The sequence below is a fragment of the Roseateles noduli genome, from assembly GCF_050626985.1.
Classification (GTDB): Bacteria; Pseudomonadota; Gammaproteobacteria; order Burkholderiales; family Burkholderiaceae_C; genus Roseateles; species Roseateles noduli_A.
Genome location: NZ_CP192463.1, coordinates 1,880,100 through 1,900,565, shown reverse-complemented (window position 1 = coordinate 1,900,565; position 20,466 = coordinate 1,880,100). Strand labels below are relative to the sequence as shown.

Below are 20,466 nucleotides of genomic sequence, written 5' to 3'. Positions count from 1 at the left end.
GGAATCCTAGCCTGAGGTGGCCCGTGGGCCGCCAGCCGCTACCATCCAGCGCACATGAATGCTCTCTTCGAACGATCCTGGCAGCGCGCCTGGTCCAGCCTTGTCGGCGCAGGCGCAGGCGCAGGCGCAGGCGCAGGCGCAGGCGCAGGCGCAGGCGCAGGCGCAGGCGCAGGCGCCGGTGAACGCGACGGGCACGCGCTGCGCGACGACCTGCTCGCGCGCTACGCGGAGCCGCAACGCAAGTACCACACGCGTCAGCATCTCGAGGAATGTCTCGCGCTCTTCGACGAGGTCGGCGCGCTGGCCGTCCATCCCGCCGAGGTCGAGATGGCGCTGTGGTTCCACGACGCGATCTACGATGTGAAGGGCTCCGGCAACGAGGAACGCAGCGCCGAGTGGGCGCATGAGGCGCTGCTCGCCGCCGGCGCTCCGCGCGATGTCGCCGATCGCGTCCGGCAGCTGGTGCTGGTGACGAAACACGACGGCGTGCCGGCCAGCGTGGACGAGCAGGTGCTCGTCGACATCGACCTGGCCATCCTCGGCGCCGGCCGTCCGCGCTTCGACGAGTACGAGCGCCAGATCCGCGATGAATACGCGTACGTGCCGGGTTTCCTGTTCCGTCGCAAGCGCAGGCAGATCCTCAGGACCTTCCTGGAGCGGCCGGTGCTGTACAGCACGCCCGCGCTGCGCGAACGGCTGGACGCGCGCGCCCGGGAGAACCTGCGGCGCGCGATCGGCTGATCAACGCGACGCGGCCACGACCGCCTGCGGCGTGTTGCGGAAACTGATGGCCAGCCGGTTGTACGTGTTCATGAGGCCGATCGCGATCGTGAGATCGACGAGCTCCTTCTCGCCGAACACCGCGACGGCGGCGGCGTAGTCGGCATCGGGCACGCCGGTCGTCGCGACGCGCGCGACCGACTCGGCCCAGGCCAACGCCGCGCGCTCGCGGGCGTCGAACAGCGCGCCGCCTTCCTGCCAGGCCTGCACCAGGGCGAGCTTCTCGACGGGCACGCCCTTCTTGAGCAGGTCGCGGGTATGCATGTCCAGGCAGTACGCGCAGTTGTTGATCTGCGAGATGCGCAGGAACACCAGTTCGACGAGCGCCGGCGGCAGGCCGCTCTGGGCGACGTAGGCGTAGACGCCGCCGAGCGCCTTCACGCCGGCGGGAGAGATCTGGCTGTAGTCGAGACGTTGGGTCATCGTGGGCTCCTTGGGATCGATGACTGGGGTCTTCTCCCGCCGTGGTGCAAAGTGGAGTCCCAAGAATCGCGAAGATTGCTGTACCACGATGAGCCTGCCGCTGAGGCCACCGCCGAGCCCACCGCTGAGTCTTCCGCTCGACAGGTCCTCCGCCGTCCCGCTGGCCGACCAGATCCATCGGGGCATCGCGACGGCCATCGAGCAGCAGGTGCTCCGGGCCGGCATGCGCCTGCCGTCCTGGATCGACCTGGCGGCGCAGTTGGGCGTGGCGCGCGGCACGGTGCGCGTCGCCTACGAGAAGCTGGCCGCCGCGCAGATGATCGAGGCGTCCCGCTCCGCCGGGACGCGAGTCGCGGAGCGGCCCGCCGCCTCACGTCGCGGCGAGGCGGCCCTCGATCCCGGCCCCTTCATCGCGATGTACCGCGAGTTGACAGCCGGCCCGGGGATCTTCCAGCCCGGCATTCCGTCGCGCGACAGCCTGCCGTCCAAGCTGATGCATCGCCTTCGCGCGCGGGCGCTGCTGGCGGAGACGACCGGCGCGGCGCTGTATCCCGACCCGCGCGGCGAGCTGGCGCTGCGGCGCGAGATCGCCGCCTACCTCGCGGTTGCCCGCGGCGTGGTCTGCTCGCCGGACCAGGTGCTCGTCACCGGCGGGTACGCGGCGGGGCTGGGGATCACGCTGCGCGTGCTCGGACTCGACGGCGGATCGGCATGCGACGCACCAAGCGGCTGTACCTGGCACAGCGCGACGGTCTGCTGAAGCGCTTGCACGAGCGCGGCCTGGAGACCCTGCCGGCGGCCCTGGCGGTGCTGGTCCGGACGCCGTCGGGCGCCTCGGACCTCGCGATCGCGCGGGAGCTGTTCGCTTTCGGCATCTCGCCGGCGCCGCTGTCGGTCTGGTTTGCCGAACCCGGACGGGCGCAATCGGGGCTGATGCTCAGCGTCGCGACGGCGCCGCAGTCGCAGGTCGCGCGCGCCTGCGACCGCCTGCAGGAGGTGATCGCCCGGCACGCGCCGCGCTGAAGACGCGCCGGCGGCAGGCGGCGCCAGCGCTGCCGCTGCCGATGCCGATGCCGATGCCGATGCCAAGGCTGAGGCTGAGGCCGACAACACGTCATCTCGGGAGGAACGACCCTTGCCACAAGGGCGGCTCCACTCCGACCTTGACGGGACTGCCATGGACCTCCACCACCGCCCGCCGCGCGACCTCTGCGTAGGCACCGCTTCCGGACTGCTCGGTGGCCTGATCGGCGCCGCCGCGATGACCGCCTTCCAGGCGGGGCTGGCGCGGGTCGGCATCACCTCGGGGGTGCGCGGCATGCCATCGACCGAACGTGCCGCCGACCGTCTCGCAACATTCACCGGACGTCGGTTGCCGTTGCGCCAGCGTCCTGTCGCCGGCGAAGCCGTCCACTACGGCATGGGATCGCTGGTCGGCGGCCTGTACGGCGCGGCGGCCGAACTCGATCCCCGGGTGACCTGCGGTCGCGGCACCGTTTTCGGCGTGGCGGCGGCGACCGTCGTCGACGAGACGCTCGTGCCCGCGTTCCGCTTCGGCGACCCGGTCACGCGGGCACCGCTGCAGTCGCATCCGTACTCGTATGCCTCCCACCTGGTCTACGGCGCCTTCACCGAGTCGGCCCGCCAGCTGTTCCGCCGCTTCTTCGGCCGGGTGCGCGCGGGGGCGCAGGTCGTGCGCGAGGCCCGGGCGCAGGGCGTGCCGGTCGTCGCGGTCAAGCCGGCCGATTCCCGGCGCACGCTGCTGATGGCCTTCCTGCTCGGCAGCACCGCCGGTCCGCGGACCAGCGCGCCGCTCACCGTCACGAGCTGGGCCGCGAAGCTCGGCTGGATCGACGTGAAGGACTCTCCGCTGGCCTTCCTCGCGTCGACCCACGCCGTGGCGGTCATCACGCCGATGGCGATCGGGGAACTCATCATCGACAAGCTGCCGGCTACGCCCGATCGCACCGATCCGCCAGGGCTCGCGGCGCGTGCCGTCAGCGGGGCGATCTCGGGCGCGGCGCTGGCGGGCGGACGCTCCTGGCCGGCCGCCCTCGCGGGTGCGATGGGCGCCGTCCTCGCCACCTATGCGGGGTACATGCTGCGCGAGAAGCTGTCCGATGCGCTCGGACACGACTTTCCGGTCGCGGCCGTCGAGGACCTGATCGCCTTCGGCGGCGCGACGATGGTGTGCCTGGCCCAGTTGGGCAACAGCGAGGAGGCGGCGTCCTCATCGGCCAGCACGGTTGCGGCCCACGCGGACTCCTACGACGACGCGCTGGCGGCGCTGGGCTGGCCGCACAGCTGAAGCGGCCAGCCGTCCGTCCCCGCAGCGCGCAGAGGAGCAGGGGCGCAGCGCATGGTCGACGTGGCGGCGTCAGGTCAGGTCAGATCAATCAGGGTTCATCGGGTCCATCAGGTCAATCTGATCAGTGTGGCGATCATCGCCACGCAGAGCGCCATCGCGCCGAGGTAGAGGCCCCAGCCGCGCAGGCGACGGCGAAGGAGAAGCCCCTCGCCGCGGTGATCCCGGTCGTCGCGGTCGTTGCGGTCGTCGCGGTCGTCGCGAAGGACTGCCTCGTCCTCGCCTCGCGCCAACAACGCGCCTGCCGCAAAGAGCCCCGCCGCGATCACCGCCGCCGCGATCAGGTTGCGGCCTTCGCTCATGTCGTCGCTGACGTCGAGCCAGACCGCCGACGCCACGCCGGTCATCACGACGAGACTGACCGCGCGCCAGCGGTCCAGCCGGCTGACGGCCGGATCGAAGCGCGGCTGTCGCAGCCGATCGCCGTCCGGCTCGGCGGTCGTCGACGTGCCCGGCGGCGACCAGCCGGGCGACTTGAACAGCACGCGGATCCGGTCCGCCCAGCGCGGCGTGGCGCGGGCGCGCTCGAACAGCTCGCCGTAGAACTGGCCCACCGCTTTCAGCGGGTTCCAGCTGTGCAGCGGCTTGACCGTGCCGTAGACGCAGGGCTCGGTCTCCTCGGCGAAGGTGCCGAACATCCGGTCCCAGATCACGAGCACCGCGCCGTAGTTCCTGTCCAGGTAGCCAGGATTCACCGCATGGTGGACGCGGTGGTTGGACGGCGTCGAGAACACCCGGTCCAGCCAGCCCAGTCGCCCGATGTGCTCGGTGTGGATCCAGAACTGGTACAGCAGCACGAACAGCCCCGCCGCGACGTACTGCTCCAGCGGCAGGCCCAGCAGCGCCATCGGCAGGAAGAACGGCCAGCCCATCACCGCGTAGAAGCTCTCCTGGCGCAGCGCGGTCGTCAGGTTGAAGTGCTCGCTCTGGTGATGCACGGTGTGGGCCGCCCAGAAGAGGGCGCTTTCATGGCTGACGCGGTGCAGCCAGTAGTCGCAGAAGTCGTAGACCACGATCGCCACCACCCAGCCCCACCAGCCGTCCCAGGCCGACGCCGGAACGAGCGCTAGATGCGGCTGCAGCCACGCGTACATGCCGTTCTGGAACAGCGGCGTGATCGCGGCGACCGCCAGGCTCATCAGGCCCTGGCTGAGGCTGCTGAGCGAGTCGGACAGCCCGTAGGTGTCGCGCCCCTTCAGCCGTCCCCACAGCCATTCCAGGGCGATCAGGAGTCCGAACAGCGGGACGGCGATGAGGAGGACACGGTGCATGAGGGACTGCCGGGAAGGAGAGGGTCAGGACTTGCCTGTTCAGAACCGGTACCAGAGGCTGGCGCTGAAGGTCTGCTGGGTCTTGGCGGTCGTCAGCGGGGACCGCGACGCGTCGCCCACCAGCCGTGCATCCAGCCATTGGCCGCTGACGGACCAGTGCTCGGAGAACTTGTGCTCGCCGCTGACGGCGATGCTCCAGTCCATCAGGCCGGCGCGCGGGCGCCATTCGGGCAGGCCGCTCGCGCGGGATTCGCCGGGGCCGATGCCGTAGCTGCTGCGCAGGTGCGCGCCATTGGCCGCCGTGGCCCCCAGCGTGATGGCGATGAGGTCGTCGCCGACCGGGATGCCCGAGGTCAGGCCCAGCTCGAGCTGCTCGCCGTCATGCCGTCGGCCGCTGCCCCACGAGAAGCCCGACTGCAGCATGAGCCAGGAGGTGGCCTGGACGTTCGCGAACGCTTCCGTCGTGACGCGCGAGCCCAGCCGGTCGATGCCCTTGGGCGTGACCCGCGAGGGCCGTCCGAACTGCGGCCACAGCCGGGCGCCGACCTGCCAGACCGAGGCCGTGCCGGCATCGGCCAGCACGGGCACGAGGTTCCAGCCGATGCCGAGGTCGGTGGAAACGAAGGCGCCCTCGGGCGTCAGCACTTCCAGGGCGGGCAACAGGTCATTGCTGCGCGCGCGGCTGCCGGGCGCGGAGGGCCAACTGCGGGTCGACGCGCCACCGGACCAGCTTGTCTGCGCCGGCGGCGCGTCCATCAGCACCAGGCTGCCCGCCGCCCAGGCCGGTACCGCACAGCCCGCCAGGCCGGCGCAGAGGAACGGGATGAAAGACCGCACGGCGCCGCGGGTCGCGGCGGGGCTGCGCGCGAGAGGCTGGGGAAGGGGCGGATGGAGAGCGCGGCGCATGGGGACGGAAGCTGCCGGAATTCTAGGCAGCGGTGCCCGCCGCGACCTTGCAGGAATCTGTCGGTCCACCCGCCGAATCCCGTGCGGGGTACGTTTGCAATTCCCACCAGATGGGGGATAGCCCAGGTCCGGTGGGACCTATAAATAGGGATGGCGGGTGACAACGTTGGCGATCTATATCCGCAACATGTCGTCACAAGTGTTTCAGGCATCACCCCTCAGGGTTCCCCCTGAAGAGGGGGCGACGCAAGTGACCATCGGCCTATCATGCGGGCCTTCTCCGGCGTGCAGTTAGGGGTGACGACGACCGAGCCGGAGACCCATCGGTCAGTCGAAAAAAGGGAGGCCCTATGGAAACAGTGTCCGTTGCCCGCACGTTCGAGGCGGCTGGAAGTGGTGGCTATGCGATGCCGGCGGTGAAACGCCGGGTGCTGCTGGTCGACGACCATGAACTGGTGAGGGCGGGGATCCGCACGCTGTACCAGTCGCTGGATGAGATCGACATCGAGTGGGTGGAGGCGGCGTCGCTGCAGGAGGGCCTGCAGGCTTACGCCGGCGGCGGCGCGGTCGATGCCGTGCTGCTGGACCTGAACCTGGGGGACTGCAAGGGCCTGCAAGGGCTGCGGCAGTTCATGGAGGCCTATCCCGAGGCCCGCGTCGTCGTCTTCAGCGGCACGCAGGATGAATTCGTGGTCCGTCAGGCGCGGGCGCTGGGCGCGGTGGGCTACCTGCCCAAGGGCGCGATGATGGCCGAGATGCGCAGCACGCTGCGCGCGCTGCTGGCCGAGGGCCAGCGCCACCGCCAGACGCAGTCGGGCACCTTGTTCCCGCGCTTCCCGTCGTCCGCGATGTACGACCGCGTGGCCGAGCTCGGCCCGCGCCACCTGGAGATCCTCGAACTGGTGCTGTCCGGTTGCAGCAACCAGGAGATCAGCAACTCGACGCAGCTGTCGCTGGGCACGGTGAAGAACTACGTCTCCTCGCTGCTGCTGGCGCTGGACGTCAAGTCGCGCTCCCACATGATCAGCCTCTTCCGCTGACGAGGTGGCCACGGTCCACCGAGGCGATCAGCGGGTCGATCACCGGGGCGAGGAACAAGCCCCCGACACCACCTTTCCGCCGACCGAGATCTTCATCGACTCGCCGGACGTCCCTGACGTGCCGGCGAGCGCCGTTTCTGGCGTGCCGTCGGGTGCTGCCTCGCACGGCGGCCCCGCTGCGTCCGGCGCGAATCGTTCTGCCGCTCCGTCGGCCTCCGGCGCGCCATCGGCGCCAGGCCCGCGTCCGGGTGAGGCCGGTCCCGGCTCCTCCACGCCGTCGGGCGCGGGCGCTCCGCCGCCCGCCGACGGCATGGGCGCTCGTCCGAAGCGGTCGCGGCGCCCGCCGCGACCGAGCCTCTTCGTGGCGGTCGCCGGCGCGGTCCCGGACAACGACGAGTCCGTCCAGGAAGGACGCCGCCGCGAACGGCGGGCGATCGCGCGCCGGCTGCAGGATGCGGGCTTCGACGAGGCCTGGAGCCACTGGCCCTGGCTGCTGACGGCGGTCGCCGTGCCGCTGGTCTCGGCGCTGCTGCGCGGCATGCCCGCAACGGGCCTGCTGGTCTGGGTCTTCGGCGTGATCGCGCTGGCGGTGGGCTGTGTCTTCACCGCGCGGTCGCTCTCCCACCGCGGGTCCCGGGTCGACAGCAGCCGCATGGCCTTCTCCGACCGCGAGGGCCGGCGCCTGCTCTACCTGCAGGCCGCGGGCTGCCTCGTGCTGCTGAGCCTGCACCCATGGCTGGCCGAATCGCCGGGCGCGCGCGGCTTGCTGACCGGGCCGCTGCTGGCGGCTACGGCGGCGGTGGTCGGGGTGCTGCTCGCGCCGATGGGCCGCTGGTCGGCCGTGATCGCGGTGCTGCCGGCGTCCGAGGGCATGGCACGGCTGTTCGATCCCGCCGCGCGACCGGGGGCCGGTCCGGTGTGGTTCCTCGCCGCGGCGGTGGTCGGCGGGCTGGCCCTGCTCGAACACCATCGCTGGCAGCGGGCCAAGCGCCTGCTGATGGAGCAGGACCTGCACGTCAGCACGCTGGAACAGGACCGCGACGGCGCCATCCGGGCCGACCAGGAGAAGAGCCGTTTCCTCGCCATCGCGAGCCACGACCTGCGCCAGCCGGTGCACGCGCTGGGGCTCTTCGCCGCGAGCCTGGAGCGCCGCCTGCAAGGCACGGAGGAAGAGCCGCTGATCCGCAACGTGATGCGCTCGATCGAGGGCCTGGAGCGCTCCTTCAACGCGATGCTCGACATCTCCCGGCTGGACGCCGGCACGGTCGAGCCCAACCTCCAGCACTTCCCGCTGCGCGACCTGTTCCGTCGCCTGCACATGCACTACGCCGGCCAGGCGGAGGGGGCGGGGCTGGGGCTGCGCTTCTCGCCGGGCGGCAAGTCCGTCACCAGCGATCCGCAGCTGCTGGAGCGCATCCTGGGCAACCTGATCCAGAACGCGATCAAGTACACGGAGGAGGGCGGCGTCGTGGTGGTCGCGCGTTCGACCTCGACCCATTTGAACCTCGAGGTCTGGGACACCGGCATCGGCATCAAGTCCAGCGACCTCCCGCGGATCTTCGCGGAGTTCTACCAGGTCGGCCAGAGCGAGCGCAGCCGCACGCAGGGCCTGGGCATGGGGCTGGCGATCGTCAAGCGGCTCGCGCACCTGCTGGGGTACCGGCTGATGGTGGCCTCGCGGCCGGGGCGGGGGACGATGTTCCGGCTCAGCATCCCGCTGGGCGGGCTGCCCGAGATCCCGGAATTCACGACGGCGGCCGACACCGTGCCGATGCCAGTCATGGAGCCGCGCTCCGTGCTTGTCATCGACGACGAGGAGCCGATCCGCATCGGCCTGCAGCTGCTGCTGGAGGAATGGGGTTACGAGTCCATCATTGCCGCCACCGCGGCCGAGGCGGCGGAAGCGGTGCGCGCGCGGGCCGAGCCGCCGGACCTGATCCTGTCGGACCTGCACCTGGGCGACGGGCCGGACGGCATCGCCGCGATCCGCACTGTGCGCGAGCTCTGCCGCACCGAGGTGCCGGCGATCCTCGTCACCGGCGACACCAGCCGCGAGGAACTGCGCCGCGCCACCGAAAGCGGCCACACGGTGCTCTTCAAGCCCCTGCAGCCGCGCAAGCTCTTCAACGCCTTGCGCGGCATGGTCTCCTGAAGCAAGACCTGACCCCAGCCCGGCGCCGACAGCGACACCAACAGCGACAGCGACACCAACGTCGCATGTTCCAGCGTCAAGCGCAGGAGCGATGTCAGCGAGCGCGAGTGGGGCCGGAATGAGGCTTGGGGTCCCTGGAGGGGTGCCCCATGCCTCGTGGAGAGCCCGCGCCTGGCCAACCGGGGGCGACATCCGCGCGAGGTGCGCCCAGTGGGGCCTACAGTAACGAGCTCTTCACGCCGTTCCACGATGACCACGATCTCTGAGTCCTTGACGCCACGCCGCCTGACTTCGGCGGCCTGGGCGCTGCGCATCCAGTTCTTCGTGTCTGGGGCGTTGTTTGCGACCTGGGGGGTGCATGTGCCGACGGTGAAGGCGCATTACGGCCTGGGCGAGCAGTCGCTGGCGATTGCGATGCTGGCCTCGGGTGTTGGCGCGTTGCTGGCGTTGACGCAGGCCGGTCGCGTCGTGGCGCGCTTCGGCCCTCGGGGGGTGGCGGGGCTGACCGGCGTCCTGTGTGCTGCCGGCGTATCGATGCTGATCGCGCCCAGCGTGTACCTCGGGCTTGTCCTGCTGCTGATGCTTTTCGGCGCGACGGCCAGTCTCTTCGACGTCGCCATCAATGCTGAAGCGACCGAGATCGAACACCTGGCCGGCCGCCCGCTGATGAGCGGTTTCCATGCGATGTTCAGCCTCGGCGGCATGGTTGGCGCGGGTGTGGGCAGCCTGCTGCCGCTGCTGGGCTGGACGCCGCAGACGCACCTGCTGGTGGCCTGCGGCACGGGCATGGTGCTGAGCCTGGGCGCCTGCGCGGCGATGCTGAAGATGAAGACCGATGCCGGCGCGTCACAGCCGCTGAGCCTGCCGCGCGGCGTGCTCGCGCTGATCGGCACGCTGGCGGCGCTCGGCCTGATTGCCGAAGGCGCGATGTACGACTGGAGCGTGCTGTTCATGAAGCAGGAGCGCGCCAGCGACGCCAGCCTGTCGGCGCTCGGTTACGCGAGCTTCAGCTTGGCCATGGCGCTGGGACGTTTCGGCGGCGACTGGGTGCGGGCGCGCGTCGCGCCGGTGCCCTTGATGGTCGCGAGCGGGTTGCTCGCCGCTGCGGGCATGGCGACCGCGCTGCTGATGCCGATCGCATCGGCGGGACTGCTGGGCTTCGCGCTCGTGGGGCTGGGCCTGTCGAACGTCGTGCCCGTGCTGTTCAGTGCGGCGTCGAAGGTGCCTGGCGTCAGCGCCGCGCACGGCATTGCGGCGGTCTCGTCGCTGGGCTACCTGGGCATGATGGCCGGTCCGCCGCTGATCGGCATGATCGCGGAGCACACCTCGCTGACGGCCGGTCTGTCCTGCGTCGTCTTCTTCGCGCTGTTCATGGCTGCCAGCGCGCAACGCGCGTTGGGCGGCACTGCCCGGACGACCGCGCCCGCAGCCGCCGATTGACCTCGCGTTACGCGACCGTCTCGGACCGGCCGCGAGAGGCCGGACAACCCGTGCGAGGTGTGTAGGCGAACGCCCGACACGGGCATCGGGCGATCACCGAGGCGACGATGCGCCGATGGCCTCGTGTCGCCGAACGCCATCGTCCCTACAGTTGATCCTGACAACGGAATTCGAGCTTCCGTTGTCCATGCTTCTCTCTCGCATGGTCCGCCTTTTCCCTCTGCAGGCGGACGAACTTTCGGCCCCGGTCTCACGACCGGGGCCTTTTCTTTTCTGGGATCTTGCTCACAGCGGCAGTCACGTCCGGCGCGGCGGCGTCTGCGCTGACCTTGCCTAAGATGCGTGCCCATGAACAGCACGACTTCGACGCAACGCCTTCGTATCGAATGGGGCGGCAAGGCCACCGACATCGAATACACCTGGTTGAATGGCGGGATCGACGACGCAGCCGATGCCTCAGCAGGCGCCGCGCCGGTGATGGTCTTCCTGCACGAGGGCCTGGGCTCGATCGCCATGTGGCGGGACTTTCCGGCGCGCCTGTGCGCGGCGATCGGCATGCGCGGCCTCGTGTACTCGAGGCCCGGCTACGGGCGCTCGACGATGCGCGCGCCGGACGATCGCTGGGGCGTCGACTACCTGCATCGCCAGGCGCATGAGGTGCTGCCCGCGGTGCTCGCGGCATTGGGCGTGACGTCGCCGCCCTGGCTGTTCGGACACAGCGACGGCGGCTCGATCGCGTTGCTGCATGCGGCGAGGCTGCCCACGGCGGGGGCAGTCGTTGCCGCGCCGCACATCGTCGTCGAGGAGCTCTCCCTGGACGGCATCCGCAAGACCGTCGAGGTCTACCGGGCGGGCCCGTTGCGCGAGCGCCTGGCGCGCTTTCATGACGATCCGGACTCGCCCTTCGGCGGATGGAGCGGCACGTGGCTGAGCGCCGCCTTCCGCGACTGGTCGATCGTCGAGGAGATCCGTGCGATCACCTGTCCGGTGCTCGCGATGCAGGGCGTCGACGACGAGTACGGCACGCTCGAGCAGATCCGCGGCATCGCGCGCGAAGTCCCCCAGACGCGTCTCTTCGAGATTCCCGCCTGCGGCCACTCGCCGCACAAGGACAAGCCCGCCGAAGTGATCAACGAAGTCAGCAACTGGTTGGGGACGGTGGTCCTTGGGGTTCCGGCCCTTGCGGCCGGGGCCCCATGGTCCAGCGGCCAACGCCCGAACGACGGCAGGTAGGCGGCCTCACACCGTCAGCAATCCCATCGTCATCGCCTTCAACGTCGCCGCCGCCCGCGTGCTGCATTCGAGCTTGCGAAACGCGCTTTCCAGATGCGTCCGCACGGTCGCCGGGCTGATGCCCAACACCTTCGCCGCTTCCTTGTTGCTTTCGCCGATGGCGATGCGGCCGAGCACCTCGGTCTCGCGCGCGGAGAGCGTGATCGCTCCGGGCGAGGAGGGCGGTGCGGCCATGCGGCGCCGTTCCGCCCCGCAGACGGCGTCGGCCGCTTGCGGGTCGAGGCGTCCGGCGGCCACTTCCTTGCCCATGGCGACGCGTGCCGCGTCGGTGTCGAGCGCCGGCGCTCCGGGGCGCGGTGTCCGCACGGTCACCCACGCGGCCGCCGCGGCCAGCACCCGCGCCGGCATTGGAATCGCGGCCCCTGCCGCGCTGCGGAATGCGCCGGAGCCATCCATGCGTTCGTCGACATAGGACGCGAGTTCCGCTTCGGCGTGCAGTGCGGTCAGGCGCCGAGCCGCGCGTCCGGTCCAGTACGGCATCAGTCGGAGCTTCTCGCGGTCGGCTTCGCCGAGCCGGCGGCCCTCGTTCCAGATCGCGTTCGGCACCGACGCGCGGCCGATGCCGTGAAGCAGCCCCGCGCGATGGAGCCGCTCCTGCGCCGCGGCGTCGAAGCCGAGCACGGCGCCCGCCTCGCGGGCCGCATCGGCGACGCGGCGTGACAGGCCGGTCATCCACGGCAGCTTGAGATCGATGACGTCGGCGACCAGTTCGAGCGGCGTGTCGAGGGCGGCCAGCGCCGCATCCAGGTCAACGGCCTCGTGACGCGAGGCGCTGCCATGCCCGCCGTTCTCCATGCCGCTTTCCTGCGCCCCGCCTTCATGCGCCCCGCCTTCATGCGCACCGGCCTCCAGCGCGGCCATCCACGCCTGCGCGTTCCTCGTCACCAGGTCCACCAGCGCCTTCGGATACTTCGCCTCCGAGCGCTCGCCGATGTAGCGCAGGGCCGCGGGCACGCCGTGCACGCGAGAGAAGATTTCCAGATCCCCCGCCAGCGCCACATGGAAGACGACGGCCGGGACCTCGTCGCCGCGCAGTCCGGCGGGTTTGCCGTGACCGTTCCAGGTCTCGAAGAGATGGCGCATCGCGCGCTCGATGTTGGCGGGCAGACCCAGCAGCCGGGCGATCTCGCCCGCGACCTCGCAGTGGATGAGCGCCGCCTCGCCGAGCGTGCCGGCCAGCGCCGACGCCTCTTCGGCCGATCCGTTGGACAGCATCGCGTCGCGCCCGCCGACGTCGTCGCCCATCAGCACCGAGAACTCCGGCGCGTTGGCCGTGCAGCCGGACCATCGCAGCAGCGCCACGCAGGCGGCGTGGCCGGGCGCCTCGTCGGCATCGCGACCGAGCGCGAGGCCCTCGGCGCGCGCCGCCGCGGCGATGCGCGCGGCGAGCCACGCCGTCCGCGTCGAATGGTCGACCGGCTGCCCCATGCTGAGGTCGCCCACGAATGCGAGCGCGCGCACGGCGTCGAGCACCGGTACGCGCGAGGCCGCCGGACCCGCCGCCGTGGCGGTGGGCGCGGAGGAAGTCGAGGAAAACGGAAGGAGCGGGGAGGAAGAGTCGGTCACGGCGTCCCAGGGGCAAGGTCGAGCGCGCCGCGGGCACCGCGCCATGGGTGCCCGCGGCCGGCGCGGACCTTACCGGGATTGCCGGACCGCGTCCAGGATGACCTTGGCGACCGCTTCCGGCTGGGACTGCTGCGGCACGTGCGAGCTGTCGACCTTCGTCACCTTCGCGCCGGCGCGCTGCGCCATCGCGGCCTGCGCCTCGGGCGCGATCATGTGGTCGGCGGTGGCCAGCAGGTAGTACGACGGCTTGGTCTTCCACGCCGCGGCGGACACCGCCTGCTCGAAGGCCTTGGCCTGGATCGGGCCTTGCGTCGCCGTCATCACGGCGGTCGTCGCGGCGGGCAGGTCCTGCGCGAAGTGGTTTTTCATGCCTTCGGCAGTCAGGCTGAGCCAGCCTTGCGCGTCGGCCTTGAAGTGGGCCAAGCCGGACGGCGTCGGGAAGCCCTTGCCCTGTTCCGCGGTGTTCTGGCCGACGTTGGGCGCGAAGGCGGCCACGTAGACCAGCGAGGCGACCTTGTCCGAGGTGCCGGCTTCGGTGATCACCGTGCCGCCCCACGAGTGGCCGACCAGCACGACCTTGCCCGGCTGGGCGTCGATCGCGCGGCGCGCGGCGGCGACGTCATCGGCCAGCGAGCTCAGCGGGTTCTGCACCGCGGTGACCTGCACGCCTTCGCGCTGCAGCAGCGGGATGACCTTGGCCCAGTCGGAGCCGTCGGCGAAGGCGCCGTGGACGATGACGACCGAGGGCTGGGCCGAGGCTGCCGGCGTGGCGGCCAGTGCGACGGTCGACAGTCCGGCCGAGGCGGCGAAGGCGCTGGCGGCAACGGCGGTGGCGATGAGGCGGCGGGTGATGTTCATGGTCTGGCTCCTGGTGGTTGGGAGGGTGTCGGGACAGGGCTCTACTGTCGCGATTGACGCCCCGCACCGGTATCGGACGAATGTCCGAGGGCCCGACCGCCCGACCGCCCGACCGCCCGACCGCCCGACCGCCGGAACGCCGGAACGCCGGAGGCGGTCGACCCTGTGACACGGCAGGGGACAGCGCGCCGCCTTGCCCATCGGTGTTTACGCTGAGGCCGCCACACTCCCCGCGGGCGATGTCGTCATGGCGTTAAGCGCCCATCGCCCCGCGTGGGCGGAGCTCGCCGCCGTCGAGCGACCGGCGCGCGGGGGGCATGCCTTCCCGCATCCCCAATGCGGATGCGTTTGCGCGGCGTTTGCGTCCCGCCCCGGGGGCGCCTCCTGGCAAGTCCTGACCCCGCCCCCCTCGCGCCGTCTGCCTCCAAAGGGTGATCCCTTAGGGAAAGAACCACCCCCACACCAAGGGGGAAACGCGGCCCGACCCCCTCGTGCTCTCCGTGACAAGAGTCACAGAATCGACACGCCCGAAGGTCGTCCTCCCGCCGGCCATCAGCAGTCAAGACGGCGCCCCGCATCACGGTGCGCCGTCGTCCAAGTCCAGGTGGACATCCCACCTTCATCCTGAAAAGGACGCAGCAATGTTCAAGAAGACCTGTCTGGCCCTGGCGCTCGTCGGCGCCGCGGCCGCGGCCCACGCGGGGCCCACCCTCATCAACGAGGGCTTCGACGACGTCACCGCACTCCCAGGCTGGATCATCTCCAACCAGGGCACGCCGGACGGAACGACCCAGCCGTGGGTGCAGGGCGATCAACAGATCTTCACCGCGCTGAGCGGTGCGGCCAATTCCTATATCTCCTCCAACTACAACAACGCGCCCGCCGGCGGCACGTTGTCGAGCTGGCTGGTCAGCCCCGTGTTCTCGACCGCGGAGAACCTGGAAGTGTCCTTCTGGGCGCGCGGCGACATCCTGCCCGGCTTCTTCGACCAGCTGACCTACGGCCTGGTGAACGCCGCGGGCGTGTTCAGCAGCTTCGTGCCGCAGGCCTCCGTGACGGTGGCGGGTGAATGGACCCAGTACAGCTTCCTGCTGGCGGGTCAGGGCGCCGGTTCGACCTCGCGCTTCGCGATCCAGTATTTCGGCGACGCGGACAGCGCGAACTACGTCGGCGTCGACAACGTCAGCGTCAACGTGCCCGAGCCGTCGACCTGGGCGCTGGCCGGCGTGAGCCTGCTGGGCCTGGTGGCCGCGCGCCGTCGCCGCGCACAGTCTTGAGCCGCGTTTCGAGTCATCGGAACCTCCGAGTCATCTCCGCAAGGACAACGACCATGATCACCCGCATTTCCCTGGGCCTGGCGATCGCCGCGGCCCTGCCGCTGGCGGCGCAGGCTCACGAAGCCGCCGCTCCGGCATCGCTGCCCGTGGCCGACGCGGCCGCCATCGCGGCTGCCGACACCAACCAGATCGTCATCGTGCGCGACGCCGATACCGGCCGCCTGCGTCCGGCGACTCCCGAGGAGCACAACGCCCTCAAGGCGCTGCCCGCCAACGCGAACGCCCGGGCGCGCGTCGCTTCGCGCGCGGCCGCGATGACGCCGCTGCTCAAGCAGCATCGCAGCGGCGCTGTCGGTGTCCGCCTGACCGACGACATGGTGAGCCAGTCCGTCATGGTGCGCGGCGCCGACGGCAAGCTCATCGAAGCCTGCTTCGCCAGCAAGGAGGAGGCCGAGGCCTTCATGAAGAACGGCGGCGCGGCCGCCAAGTCGGCCCTGCCCACGGAGTAAGCCATGCAGACATCCTTCAAGAAAACCGTCCTTCGCACGGCCCTGCTGGCCGCGCTGTGCGGCGCGGGCGTCGCGCAGGCCGCCACCATCGTCATCCAGAGCCGTGACCCCGCGGGCGTCGGCTTCAACGACACCACGCCGGTCGCGCCGGTCGGCGGCAACCCCAAGACCACGCTGGGCGAGCAGCGCATGTACGTCTACCGCTACGTGGCGGACGTGTGGGAAAAGGCGCTCGACAGCGACGTCACGATCACCGTGAACGCGGGCTGGGAAGCGCTGACCTGCACCTCGTCGCAGGCGGTGCTCGGCAGCGCCGGCGCCTGGAACATCTGGCACGACTTCCCCGGCGGCACGCCCGGCACCTGGTACCCGCAGGCGCTGGCCAACAAGCTGGCCGGCGAGAACCTGAGCGCGGATCAGCCCCCCGGCCCTTCCGGCTACGACAACGTCGACATCAAGACCCAGTTCAACATCAACCTGGGCAAGACGGGTTGCCTGGACGGCTCGCCGTTCTATCTGGGCCTCGACGGCAACTTCGGCACCGGCGTGAACTTCGTCGAAACGCTGCTGCATGAACTGGGCCACGGCCTGGGCTTCTCGGTGCTGACGGTCTACACCGGTTCGGTGGCGTCCGCGGTCGGCTACCGCCTGAATGCGGACGGCACCGCCTACGTCGCCAACGGTGGACTGCCCAGCGTCTGGGAGCAGTACATGTATGACAACACGGCAGGCAAGAGCTGGCTGACGATGACCAGCGCCGAGCGCCGTGTGTCTGCGGTCAACCCGCTGGGTCTGGCGTGGACCGGTCCCAACGTGCTGGCAGGCGCCGGCATGCTGTCGGCCACGCCGGTGCTGAAGGTCGCGTCCTCGGCGCCGGGCCAGTCCGGTCAGTATGCGTACGGCACGGCCTCCTTCGGTCCGGCGGTCAGCAGCGGGCTGACGCTGGGCGCGCTGGCGACGGTGCCGGCGGATCCGGTCAACGGCGCGGGATGCCTCCCGTTCAGCCCGGCCGACACCACGGCGGTGGCGGGCAAGGTGGCGATCATCGATCGCGGCACCTGCGGCTTCGCGGTCAAGGCCAAGAACGCGCAGAACGCAGGCGCGATCGGCGTGATCATCGCCAACAACGCGGCCGGCGCGGCGCCTGGCCTGGGCGGCGCGGACCCGACGGTGGTGATCCCGACGGTCAGCGTCTCGCAGGCCGACGGCGTCAAGCTGCGCGCGGCGATCATCGCTTCGGTGCCTTACGGTACCCGCGGCAAGCCGGGCCTGGCGACCTCGTCGTTGTCCACCGATCCGAGCAAGCGTGCCGGCGCTGACGCGCTGGGCCGTCCGCTGCTGTACACGCCGAACCCGATCGCCTCGGGTTCGTCCGTGTCGCACTGGGATGTGTCGGCCTCGCCGAACCTGCTGATGGAGCCGAACATCAGCCCCGACCTGGGCCTGATCCTGGTGCCGCCGAAGGACCTGACCAAGCCGCTGCTGAAGGATCTGGGCTGGTAATCCGCCCCGGTTCCAGTGCCTGACCGGCCCCTGCGGGTCGGGTCGGGTAGGATGGACCTCGAAAGCCTGGTGTGCGAGCGCCAGGCTTTTTTCTTGCACGAGGCTGCTTGAAGAGGGCTTCAACTCGCTCGAATGCCATGGCCATGTCGCTCAAACGGGCGATGAAATCCGCCATGCGGACGTTTGAGGGGATGAAGCGGGCGGCTGGTTGCGTGTTCAAACAGGTGGGTGGTCAGGACTGGCTGATAATCGCCGGCCCCGGCTAGCCGGACCCTGGTTTTTTACTGGAAGCATTGATGAACAAGAGTGAACTGATCGAAGGCATCGCCACCAAGGCTGGCGTGACCCGTGCCGTGGCTGCGACCGCCCTGGACGCGACCCTGGAAACCATCACCGAAGCGCTGGCCGCTGGCGACCAGATCGCCCTGGTGGGCTTCGGCACCTTCAAGGTGAGCGACCGTGCCGCGCGCACCGGCAAGAACCCCGCCACCGGCGAAGCGCTGGACATTCCGGCCTCCAAGGTCGCGAAGTTCACCGCCGGCAAGGCGCTGAAGGATGCGGTGAACAAGTAAGCCTCCCGGCTTCTGTCACTGGGCGACGCCCGCTCCTGCGCAAGCAGGGCGGGCGTTGTCGTTTGCAGCGGCGCAAGTGCAAATCCAGCGCCCAAGGTCCGCGGTCAGCGAGCCTGTGTGGGGCCGGAATGATGTGGGGGGTTCCCGGAGGGACGCCCCCCACGTCGTGGAGAGCCCGCGCTTGGCGGCTCGAGGTCGGGCATTCACCCCTCGCGGAAGAACTTCAGCGCGGCGAGGTCGGGGAACGCGGCGGGCCGCTTGGCCTGAGCGGCCGCGAATGCCTCCATCAGGTTCCCGTTCTGCCAGATCGCCGCCTGCAGCCAGCCCATCTGCTGGAGGCTGTCCTTGACGCCGTGATCGCGTGCGTAGTGGATGGCCTGCTTGCTGCCCCAGATGGCGACCGGCGGCTTCTGCGCGATCTCGCGCGCGCACTGCAGCGCGGCCTCGACGCAGTCCGCCTGCGTCGCGAAGACATCGTTCACCAGGCCCACCGCCTGGGCCCGCGCCGCGGGCATGCGACGTCCCGTGTAGGCCAGCTCCTTGACCACCCCCAGCGGCACCAGCTTCGGCAGCCGTTGCAGCGTGCCCAGGTCCGCGACCATGCCGATGTTGATCTCCTGGATGCAGAAGAACGCGCCGGTCTCCGCGTAACGGATGTCGCAGGCCGCGACCAGGTCCACCGCGCCGCCGATGCAGCCGCCGTGGATCGCCGCGATCGTCGGCACGCGCAGGTCGTCGAGCTGGTTGAACGCCCGCTGCATGTCGGCCAGCAGGTCGACGATCGCCGCGCGGCCTTCGGCGCTGCGGTCGTCGAGCTGGATGCCGCCGTTCTGGAAGACCTCCAGCGACATCCCCGCGCTGAAGTGCTTGCCCGTCGACGAGATCACCAGCGCCCGCAGCGTCGGGCTTCGGTGCAACTGCTCGAGCACCGCTTCCAGTTCGCGCCACAGCTGCGGCGACATCGTGTTCATCGCATCAGGGCGGTTCAGCACCAGATGGCCGACGCCGGCTTCTTCGGTCAGGGTGAGGCAGTCCATTCGAGTCTCCTTTTGTCGTTCCGATCGTTCCCGGCGTCCCGGTCTTCGTGGTGAAGCGGGCAGGGGATCGGACCATGCTAGCGGGAGACCGCAGGACGCCGCGTCAAGGACGCGACGCCCGATGCCGATTGGAGAGCGCTCTCAAGCGCCGACCAGTTCCTCCGCCGGGCCGAAGAACTCGTAGCGGAGCTGCCCCGCCGGCACGCCCAGCGATCGACCCGCCCGGTACACCGCCTGCATGAACGGCTTCGGGCCGAGCAGGTACAGGTCGACGTCGCGATCCTCGGGCAGGTGGCGCGCGAGCAGCGCATCGGTGACGTAGCCGATCTCATGCGGCTCGTCGCCGTCGCGCGGCGCGTCGTAGACGTAGAGCGCCTCGACGTTCTCATGCGCGGCCGCGAGCACGTCCACGCGCTCCCGGAACGCATGCACGCCGCCGTGACGCGCCGCGTGGATGAAGCGGATCGGACGCCCGCTGGCCGCCGCCGATTCGAGCATCGCCATCGCCGGCGTGATGCCCACGCCGCCCGTGACCAGCACCAGCGGACGGGTGGCCCCGGCGTCGAGCGTGAACTCGCCCGCCGGCGCTTGTACGTCGATACGGGTGCCGACCTCGGCCACGTCATGCATCCAGTTGGACACCAGCCCGCCGTCCTCGCGCTTGATGCTGACGCGGTACCAGGGCTTGCCCGGCGCGTCCGACAGCGAGTAGTTCCGCCGCACCGTCCTGCCGTCGATGGTCAGCACCAGGGTCAGGTATTGCCCCGGATGGAAGGGCGGCAGCGGCTGGCCGTCGACCGGCTCCAGATAGAACGAGGTGATCAGCTCGCTCTCGCGCTCCTTGCGCGCGACGACCATCTCGCGTTGTCCGCGCCAGCCGCCCGGCAGCGCGGCCGTGGCGGCGTAGACCTGCTCCTCGGCGTCGATCAGCAGTTGCGCCAGGGCGCCGTAGGCCTCGGCCCACGCGTCGATGATCTCGTCGGTGGCGACGTCCGCGCCCAGCACCTCGCGGATCGCGCCCAGCAGGCATTGACCGACGATCGGGTAGTGCGCGGGCTGCACGCCCAGCGCCACATGCTTCTGGATGATGCGGGGCAGGGCAGGGGCGAGTTCGTGCACGCGGTCGATGTGGCTCGCGTAGGCCAGCACCGCGCCGGCCAGCGCGCGCGCCTGGGTGCCTTCGGCCTGGTGCGCCTCGTTGAAGAAGGCCTTCAGCTCAGGATGATCGGTCAGCATCACGCGGTAGAAGTGCCGCGTGATGTCCTCGCCGCGCGACTTCAGCAGCGGCACCGTGGCCTGGATCAGGGCGATGGTCTGGGGCTTGAACATGAGCTTCTCTACTCCGGATTCGTTGAGGATGGCTTCCTCTACTCACGATCCATGCCAGCGCGATTCAACTTTCAAAATCATCGATAACCCGTTGATATACAAATGGCTCAATGACCCTGATGTTGAATCGGTGTCGAAATGACCG

The 20,466-nt window shown here is 70.2% G+C and carries 19 protein-coding genes; 12 read left to right on the top strand and 7 right to left on the bottom strand.

The window, feature by feature from the left end; translation table 11 throughout:
- Positions 1-54: 54 nt before the first annotated feature.
- Positions 55-741, top strand: a complete 687-nt coding sequence (locus tag ACQ4L4_RS08210) for an HD domain-containing protein (protein WP_431103761.1) — start codon at positions 55-57, stop codon at positions 739-741.
- Here ACQ4L4_RS08210 and ACQ4L4_RS08205 read toward each other — a convergent pair whose 3' ends face one another.
- The gene (locus tag ACQ4L4_RS08205) at positions 742-1,203 is read right to left on the bottom strand and encodes a carboxymuconolactone decarboxylase family protein (protein ID WP_431103760.1); all 462 of its coding nucleotides are present in this window, start codon (positions 1,201-1,203) and stop codon (positions 742-744) included.
- Between the two features lie 88 nt (positions 1,204-1,291).
- Here ACQ4L4_RS08205 and ACQ4L4_RS08200 point away from each other — a divergent pair, with 88 nt between their 5' ends.
- From ACQ4L4_RS08200 to ACQ4L4_RS08190, 3 genes are all read left to right on the top strand, one after another.
- Positions 1,292-1,963: an aminotransferase class I/II-fold pyridoxal phosphate-dependent enzyme gene (locus tag ACQ4L4_RS08200; protein ID WP_431103759.1), complete on the top strand. Its 672-nt coding sequence runs from the start codon at positions 1,292-1,294 to the stop codon at positions 1,961-1,963.
- Positions 1,915-2,226 carry a hypothetical protein gene (locus tag ACQ4L4_RS08195; RefSeq protein WP_431103758.1) on the top strand — a complete coding sequence of 104 codons (312 nt, stop codon included), beginning with the start codon at positions 1,915-1,917 and terminating at the stop codon, positions 2,224-2,226. Before ACQ4L4_RS08200 ends, ACQ4L4_RS08195 begins: the two co-directional genes overlap by 49 nt.
- Positions 2,227-2,380: 154 nt before the next feature.
- Positions 2,381-3,511, top strand: a complete 1,131-nt coding sequence (locus ACQ4L4_RS08190; RefSeq protein WP_431103757.1) for a DUF4126 family protein — start codon at positions 2,381-2,383, stop codon at positions 3,509-3,511.
- A 107-nt stretch (positions 3,512-3,618) separates the two neighbouring features.
- Here ACQ4L4_RS08190 and ACQ4L4_RS08185 read toward each other — a convergent pair whose 3' ends face one another.
- Both ACQ4L4_RS08185 and ACQ4L4_RS08180 read right to left on the bottom strand, forming a co-directional pair.
- On the bottom strand, positions 3,619-4,839 hold the full coding sequence (locus tag ACQ4L4_RS08185; RefSeq protein WP_431103756.1) for a sterol desaturase family protein: 1,221 nt from the start codon (positions 4,837-4,839) through the stop codon (positions 3,619-3,621).
- A 39-nt stretch (positions 4,840-4,878) separates the two neighbouring features.
- Positions 4,879-5,676, bottom strand: a complete 798-nt coding sequence (locus ACQ4L4_RS08180) for a MipA/OmpV family protein (RefSeq protein WP_431103755.1) — start codon at positions 5,674-5,676, stop codon at positions 4,879-4,881.
- A 419-nt stretch (positions 5,677-6,095) separates the two neighbouring features.
- Here ACQ4L4_RS08180 and ACQ4L4_RS08175 point away from each other — a divergent pair, with 419 nt between their 5' ends.
- From ACQ4L4_RS08175 to ACQ4L4_RS08160, 4 genes are all read left to right on the top strand, one after another.
- A complete protein-coding gene (locus tag ACQ4L4_RS08175; RefSeq protein WP_431103754.1) occupies positions 6,096-6,785 on the top strand; it encodes a response regulator in 690 nt (229 codons plus the stop codon).
- 361 nt (positions 6,786-7,146) lie between these two features.
- Positions 7,147-8,937 (top strand): ATP-binding protein, encoded by a 1,791-nt coding sequence (locus ACQ4L4_RS08170; RefSeq protein WP_431103753.1) that lies wholly within the window; start codon positions 7,147-7,149, stop codon positions 8,935-8,937.
- A 249-nt stretch (positions 8,938-9,186) separates the two neighbouring features.
- Positions 9,187-10,377 carry an MFS transporter gene (locus ACQ4L4_RS08165; protein WP_431103752.1) on the top strand — a complete coding sequence of 397 codons (1,191 nt, stop codon included), beginning with the start codon at positions 9,187-9,189 and terminating at the stop codon, positions 10,375-10,377.
- Positions 10,378-10,725: 348 nt separating this feature from the next.
- Complete coding sequence (locus ACQ4L4_RS08160) at positions 10,726-11,610, top strand: alpha/beta fold hydrolase (protein ID WP_431103751.1); 885 nt, start codon at positions 10,726-10,728, stop codon at positions 11,608-11,610.
- A 6-nt stretch (positions 11,611-11,616) separates the two neighbouring features.
- Here the strand turns inward: ACQ4L4_RS08160 and ACQ4L4_RS08155 are convergent, their stop codons facing one another.
- Complete coding sequence (locus ACQ4L4_RS08155) at positions 11,617-13,236, bottom strand: HD domain-containing phosphohydrolase (protein ID WP_431103750.1); 1,620 nt, start codon at positions 13,234-13,236, stop codon at positions 11,617-11,619.
- Positions 13,237-13,305: 69 nt separating this feature from the next.
- Positions 13,306-14,094, bottom strand: coding sequence for an alpha/beta hydrolase (locus tag ACQ4L4_RS08150; protein WP_431103749.1), 789 nt, complete (start codon positions 14,092-14,094; stop codon positions 13,306-13,308).
- Positions 14,095-14,735: 641 nt separating this feature from the next.
- On the opposite strand from ACQ4L4_RS08150, the gene ACQ4L4_RS08145 reads away from it, so the two are divergent.
- The 4 genes from ACQ4L4_RS08145 to ACQ4L4_RS08130 all read left to right on the top strand — a co-directional run bounded on the left by ACQ4L4_RS08145 (position 14,736) and on the right by ACQ4L4_RS08130 (position 17,955).
- Positions 14,736-15,371: a choice-of-anchor J domain-containing protein gene (locus ACQ4L4_RS08145; protein ID WP_431103748.1), complete on the top strand. Its 636-nt coding sequence runs from the start codon at positions 14,736-14,738 to the stop codon at positions 15,369-15,371.
- Positions 15,372-15,424: 53 nt separating this feature from the next.
- On the top strand, positions 15,425-15,880 hold the full coding sequence (locus tag ACQ4L4_RS08140; RefSeq protein WP_431103747.1) for a post-PEP-CTERM-1 domain-containing protein: 456 nt from the start codon (positions 15,425-15,427) through the stop codon (positions 15,878-15,880).
- A 3-nt stretch (positions 15,881-15,883) separates the two neighbouring features.
- On the top strand, positions 15,884-17,383 hold the full coding sequence (locus ACQ4L4_RS08135) for a PA domain-containing protein (RefSeq protein WP_431103746.1): 1,500 nt from the start codon (positions 15,884-15,886) through the stop codon (positions 17,381-17,383).
- Positions 17,384-17,679: 296 nt separating this feature from the next.
- Complete coding sequence (locus ACQ4L4_RS08130) at positions 17,680-17,955, top strand: HU family DNA-binding protein (protein ID WP_297524037.1); 276 nt, start codon at positions 17,680-17,682, stop codon at positions 17,953-17,955.
- A gap of 203 nt (positions 17,956-18,158) precedes the next feature.
- Here the strand turns inward: ACQ4L4_RS08130 and ACQ4L4_RS08125 are convergent, their stop codons facing one another.
- Positions 18,159-18,992, bottom strand: coding sequence for an enoyl-CoA hydratase-related protein (locus tag ACQ4L4_RS08125; RefSeq protein WP_431103745.1), 834 nt, complete (start codon positions 18,990-18,992; stop codon positions 18,159-18,161).
- Positions 18,993-19,133: 141 nt separating this feature from the next.
- The gene (gene hmpA / locus ACQ4L4_RS08120) at positions 19,134-20,321 is read right to left on the bottom strand and encodes an NO-inducible flavohemoprotein (protein ID WP_431103744.1); all 1,188 of its coding nucleotides are present in this window, start codon (positions 20,319-20,321) and stop codon (positions 19,134-19,136) included.
- Positions 20,322-20,466 lie beyond the last annotated feature (145 nt).

Coding starts and splice junctions, on each gene's coding strand:
- hmpA (WP_431103744.1), bottom strand. CDS start 20,321: ATGTTCAAGCCCCAGACCATCGCCCTGATCCAGGCCACGGTGCCGCTG.
- ACQ4L4_RS08175 (WP_431103754.1), top strand. CDS start 6,096: ATGGAAACAGTGTCCGTTGCCCGCACGTTCGAGGCGGCTGGAAGTGGT.
- ACQ4L4_RS08135 (WP_431103746.1), top strand. CDS start 15,884: ATGCAGACATCCTTCAAGAAAACCGTCCTTCGCACGGCCCTGCTGGCC.
- ACQ4L4_RS08205 (WP_431103760.1), bottom strand. CDS start 1,203: ATGACCCAACGTCTCGACTACAGCCAGATCTCTCCCGCCGGCGTGAAG.
- ACQ4L4_RS08165 (WP_431103752.1), top strand. CDS start 9,187: ATGACCACGATCTCTGAGTCCTTGACGCCACGCCGCCTGACTTCGGCG.
- ACQ4L4_RS08210 (WP_431103761.1), top strand. CDS start 55: ATGAATGCTCTCTTCGAACGATCCTGGCAGCGCGCCTGGTCCAGCCTT.
- ACQ4L4_RS08140 (WP_431103747.1), top strand. CDS start 15,425: ATGATCACCCGCATTTCCCTGGGCCTGGCGATCGCCGCGGCCCTGCCG.
- ACQ4L4_RS08145 (WP_431103748.1), top strand. CDS start 14,736: ATGTTCAAGAAGACCTGTCTGGCCCTGGCGCTCGTCGGCGCCGCGGCC.
- ACQ4L4_RS08190 (WP_431103757.1), top strand. CDS start 2,381: ATGGACCTCCACCACCGCCCGCCGCGCGACCTCTGCGTAGGCACCGCT.
- ACQ4L4_RS08125 (WP_431103745.1), bottom strand. CDS start 18,992: ATGGACTGCCTCACCCTGACCGAAGAAGCCGGCGTCGGCCATCTGGTG.
- ACQ4L4_RS08200 (WP_431103759.1), top strand. CDS start 1,292: ATGAGCCTGCCGCTGAGGCCACCGCCGAGCCCACCGCTGAGTCTTCCG.
- ACQ4L4_RS08130 (WP_297524037.1), top strand. CDS start 17,680: ATGAACAAGAGTGAACTGATCGAAGGCATCGCCACCAAGGCTGGCGTG.
- ACQ4L4_RS08150 (WP_431103749.1), bottom strand. CDS start 14,094: ATGAACATCACCCGCCGCCTCATCGCCACCGCCGTTGCCGCCAGCGCC.
- ACQ4L4_RS08195 (WP_431103758.1), top strand. CDS start 1,915: ATGCGACGCACCAAGCGGCTGTACCTGGCACAGCGCGACGGTCTGCTG.
- ACQ4L4_RS08160 (WP_431103751.1), top strand. CDS start 10,726: ATGAACAGCACGACTTCGACGCAACGCCTTCGTATCGAATGGGGCGGC.
- ACQ4L4_RS08185 (WP_431103756.1), bottom strand. CDS start 4,839: ATGCACCGTGTCCTCCTCATCGCCGTCCCGCTGTTCGGACTCCTGATC.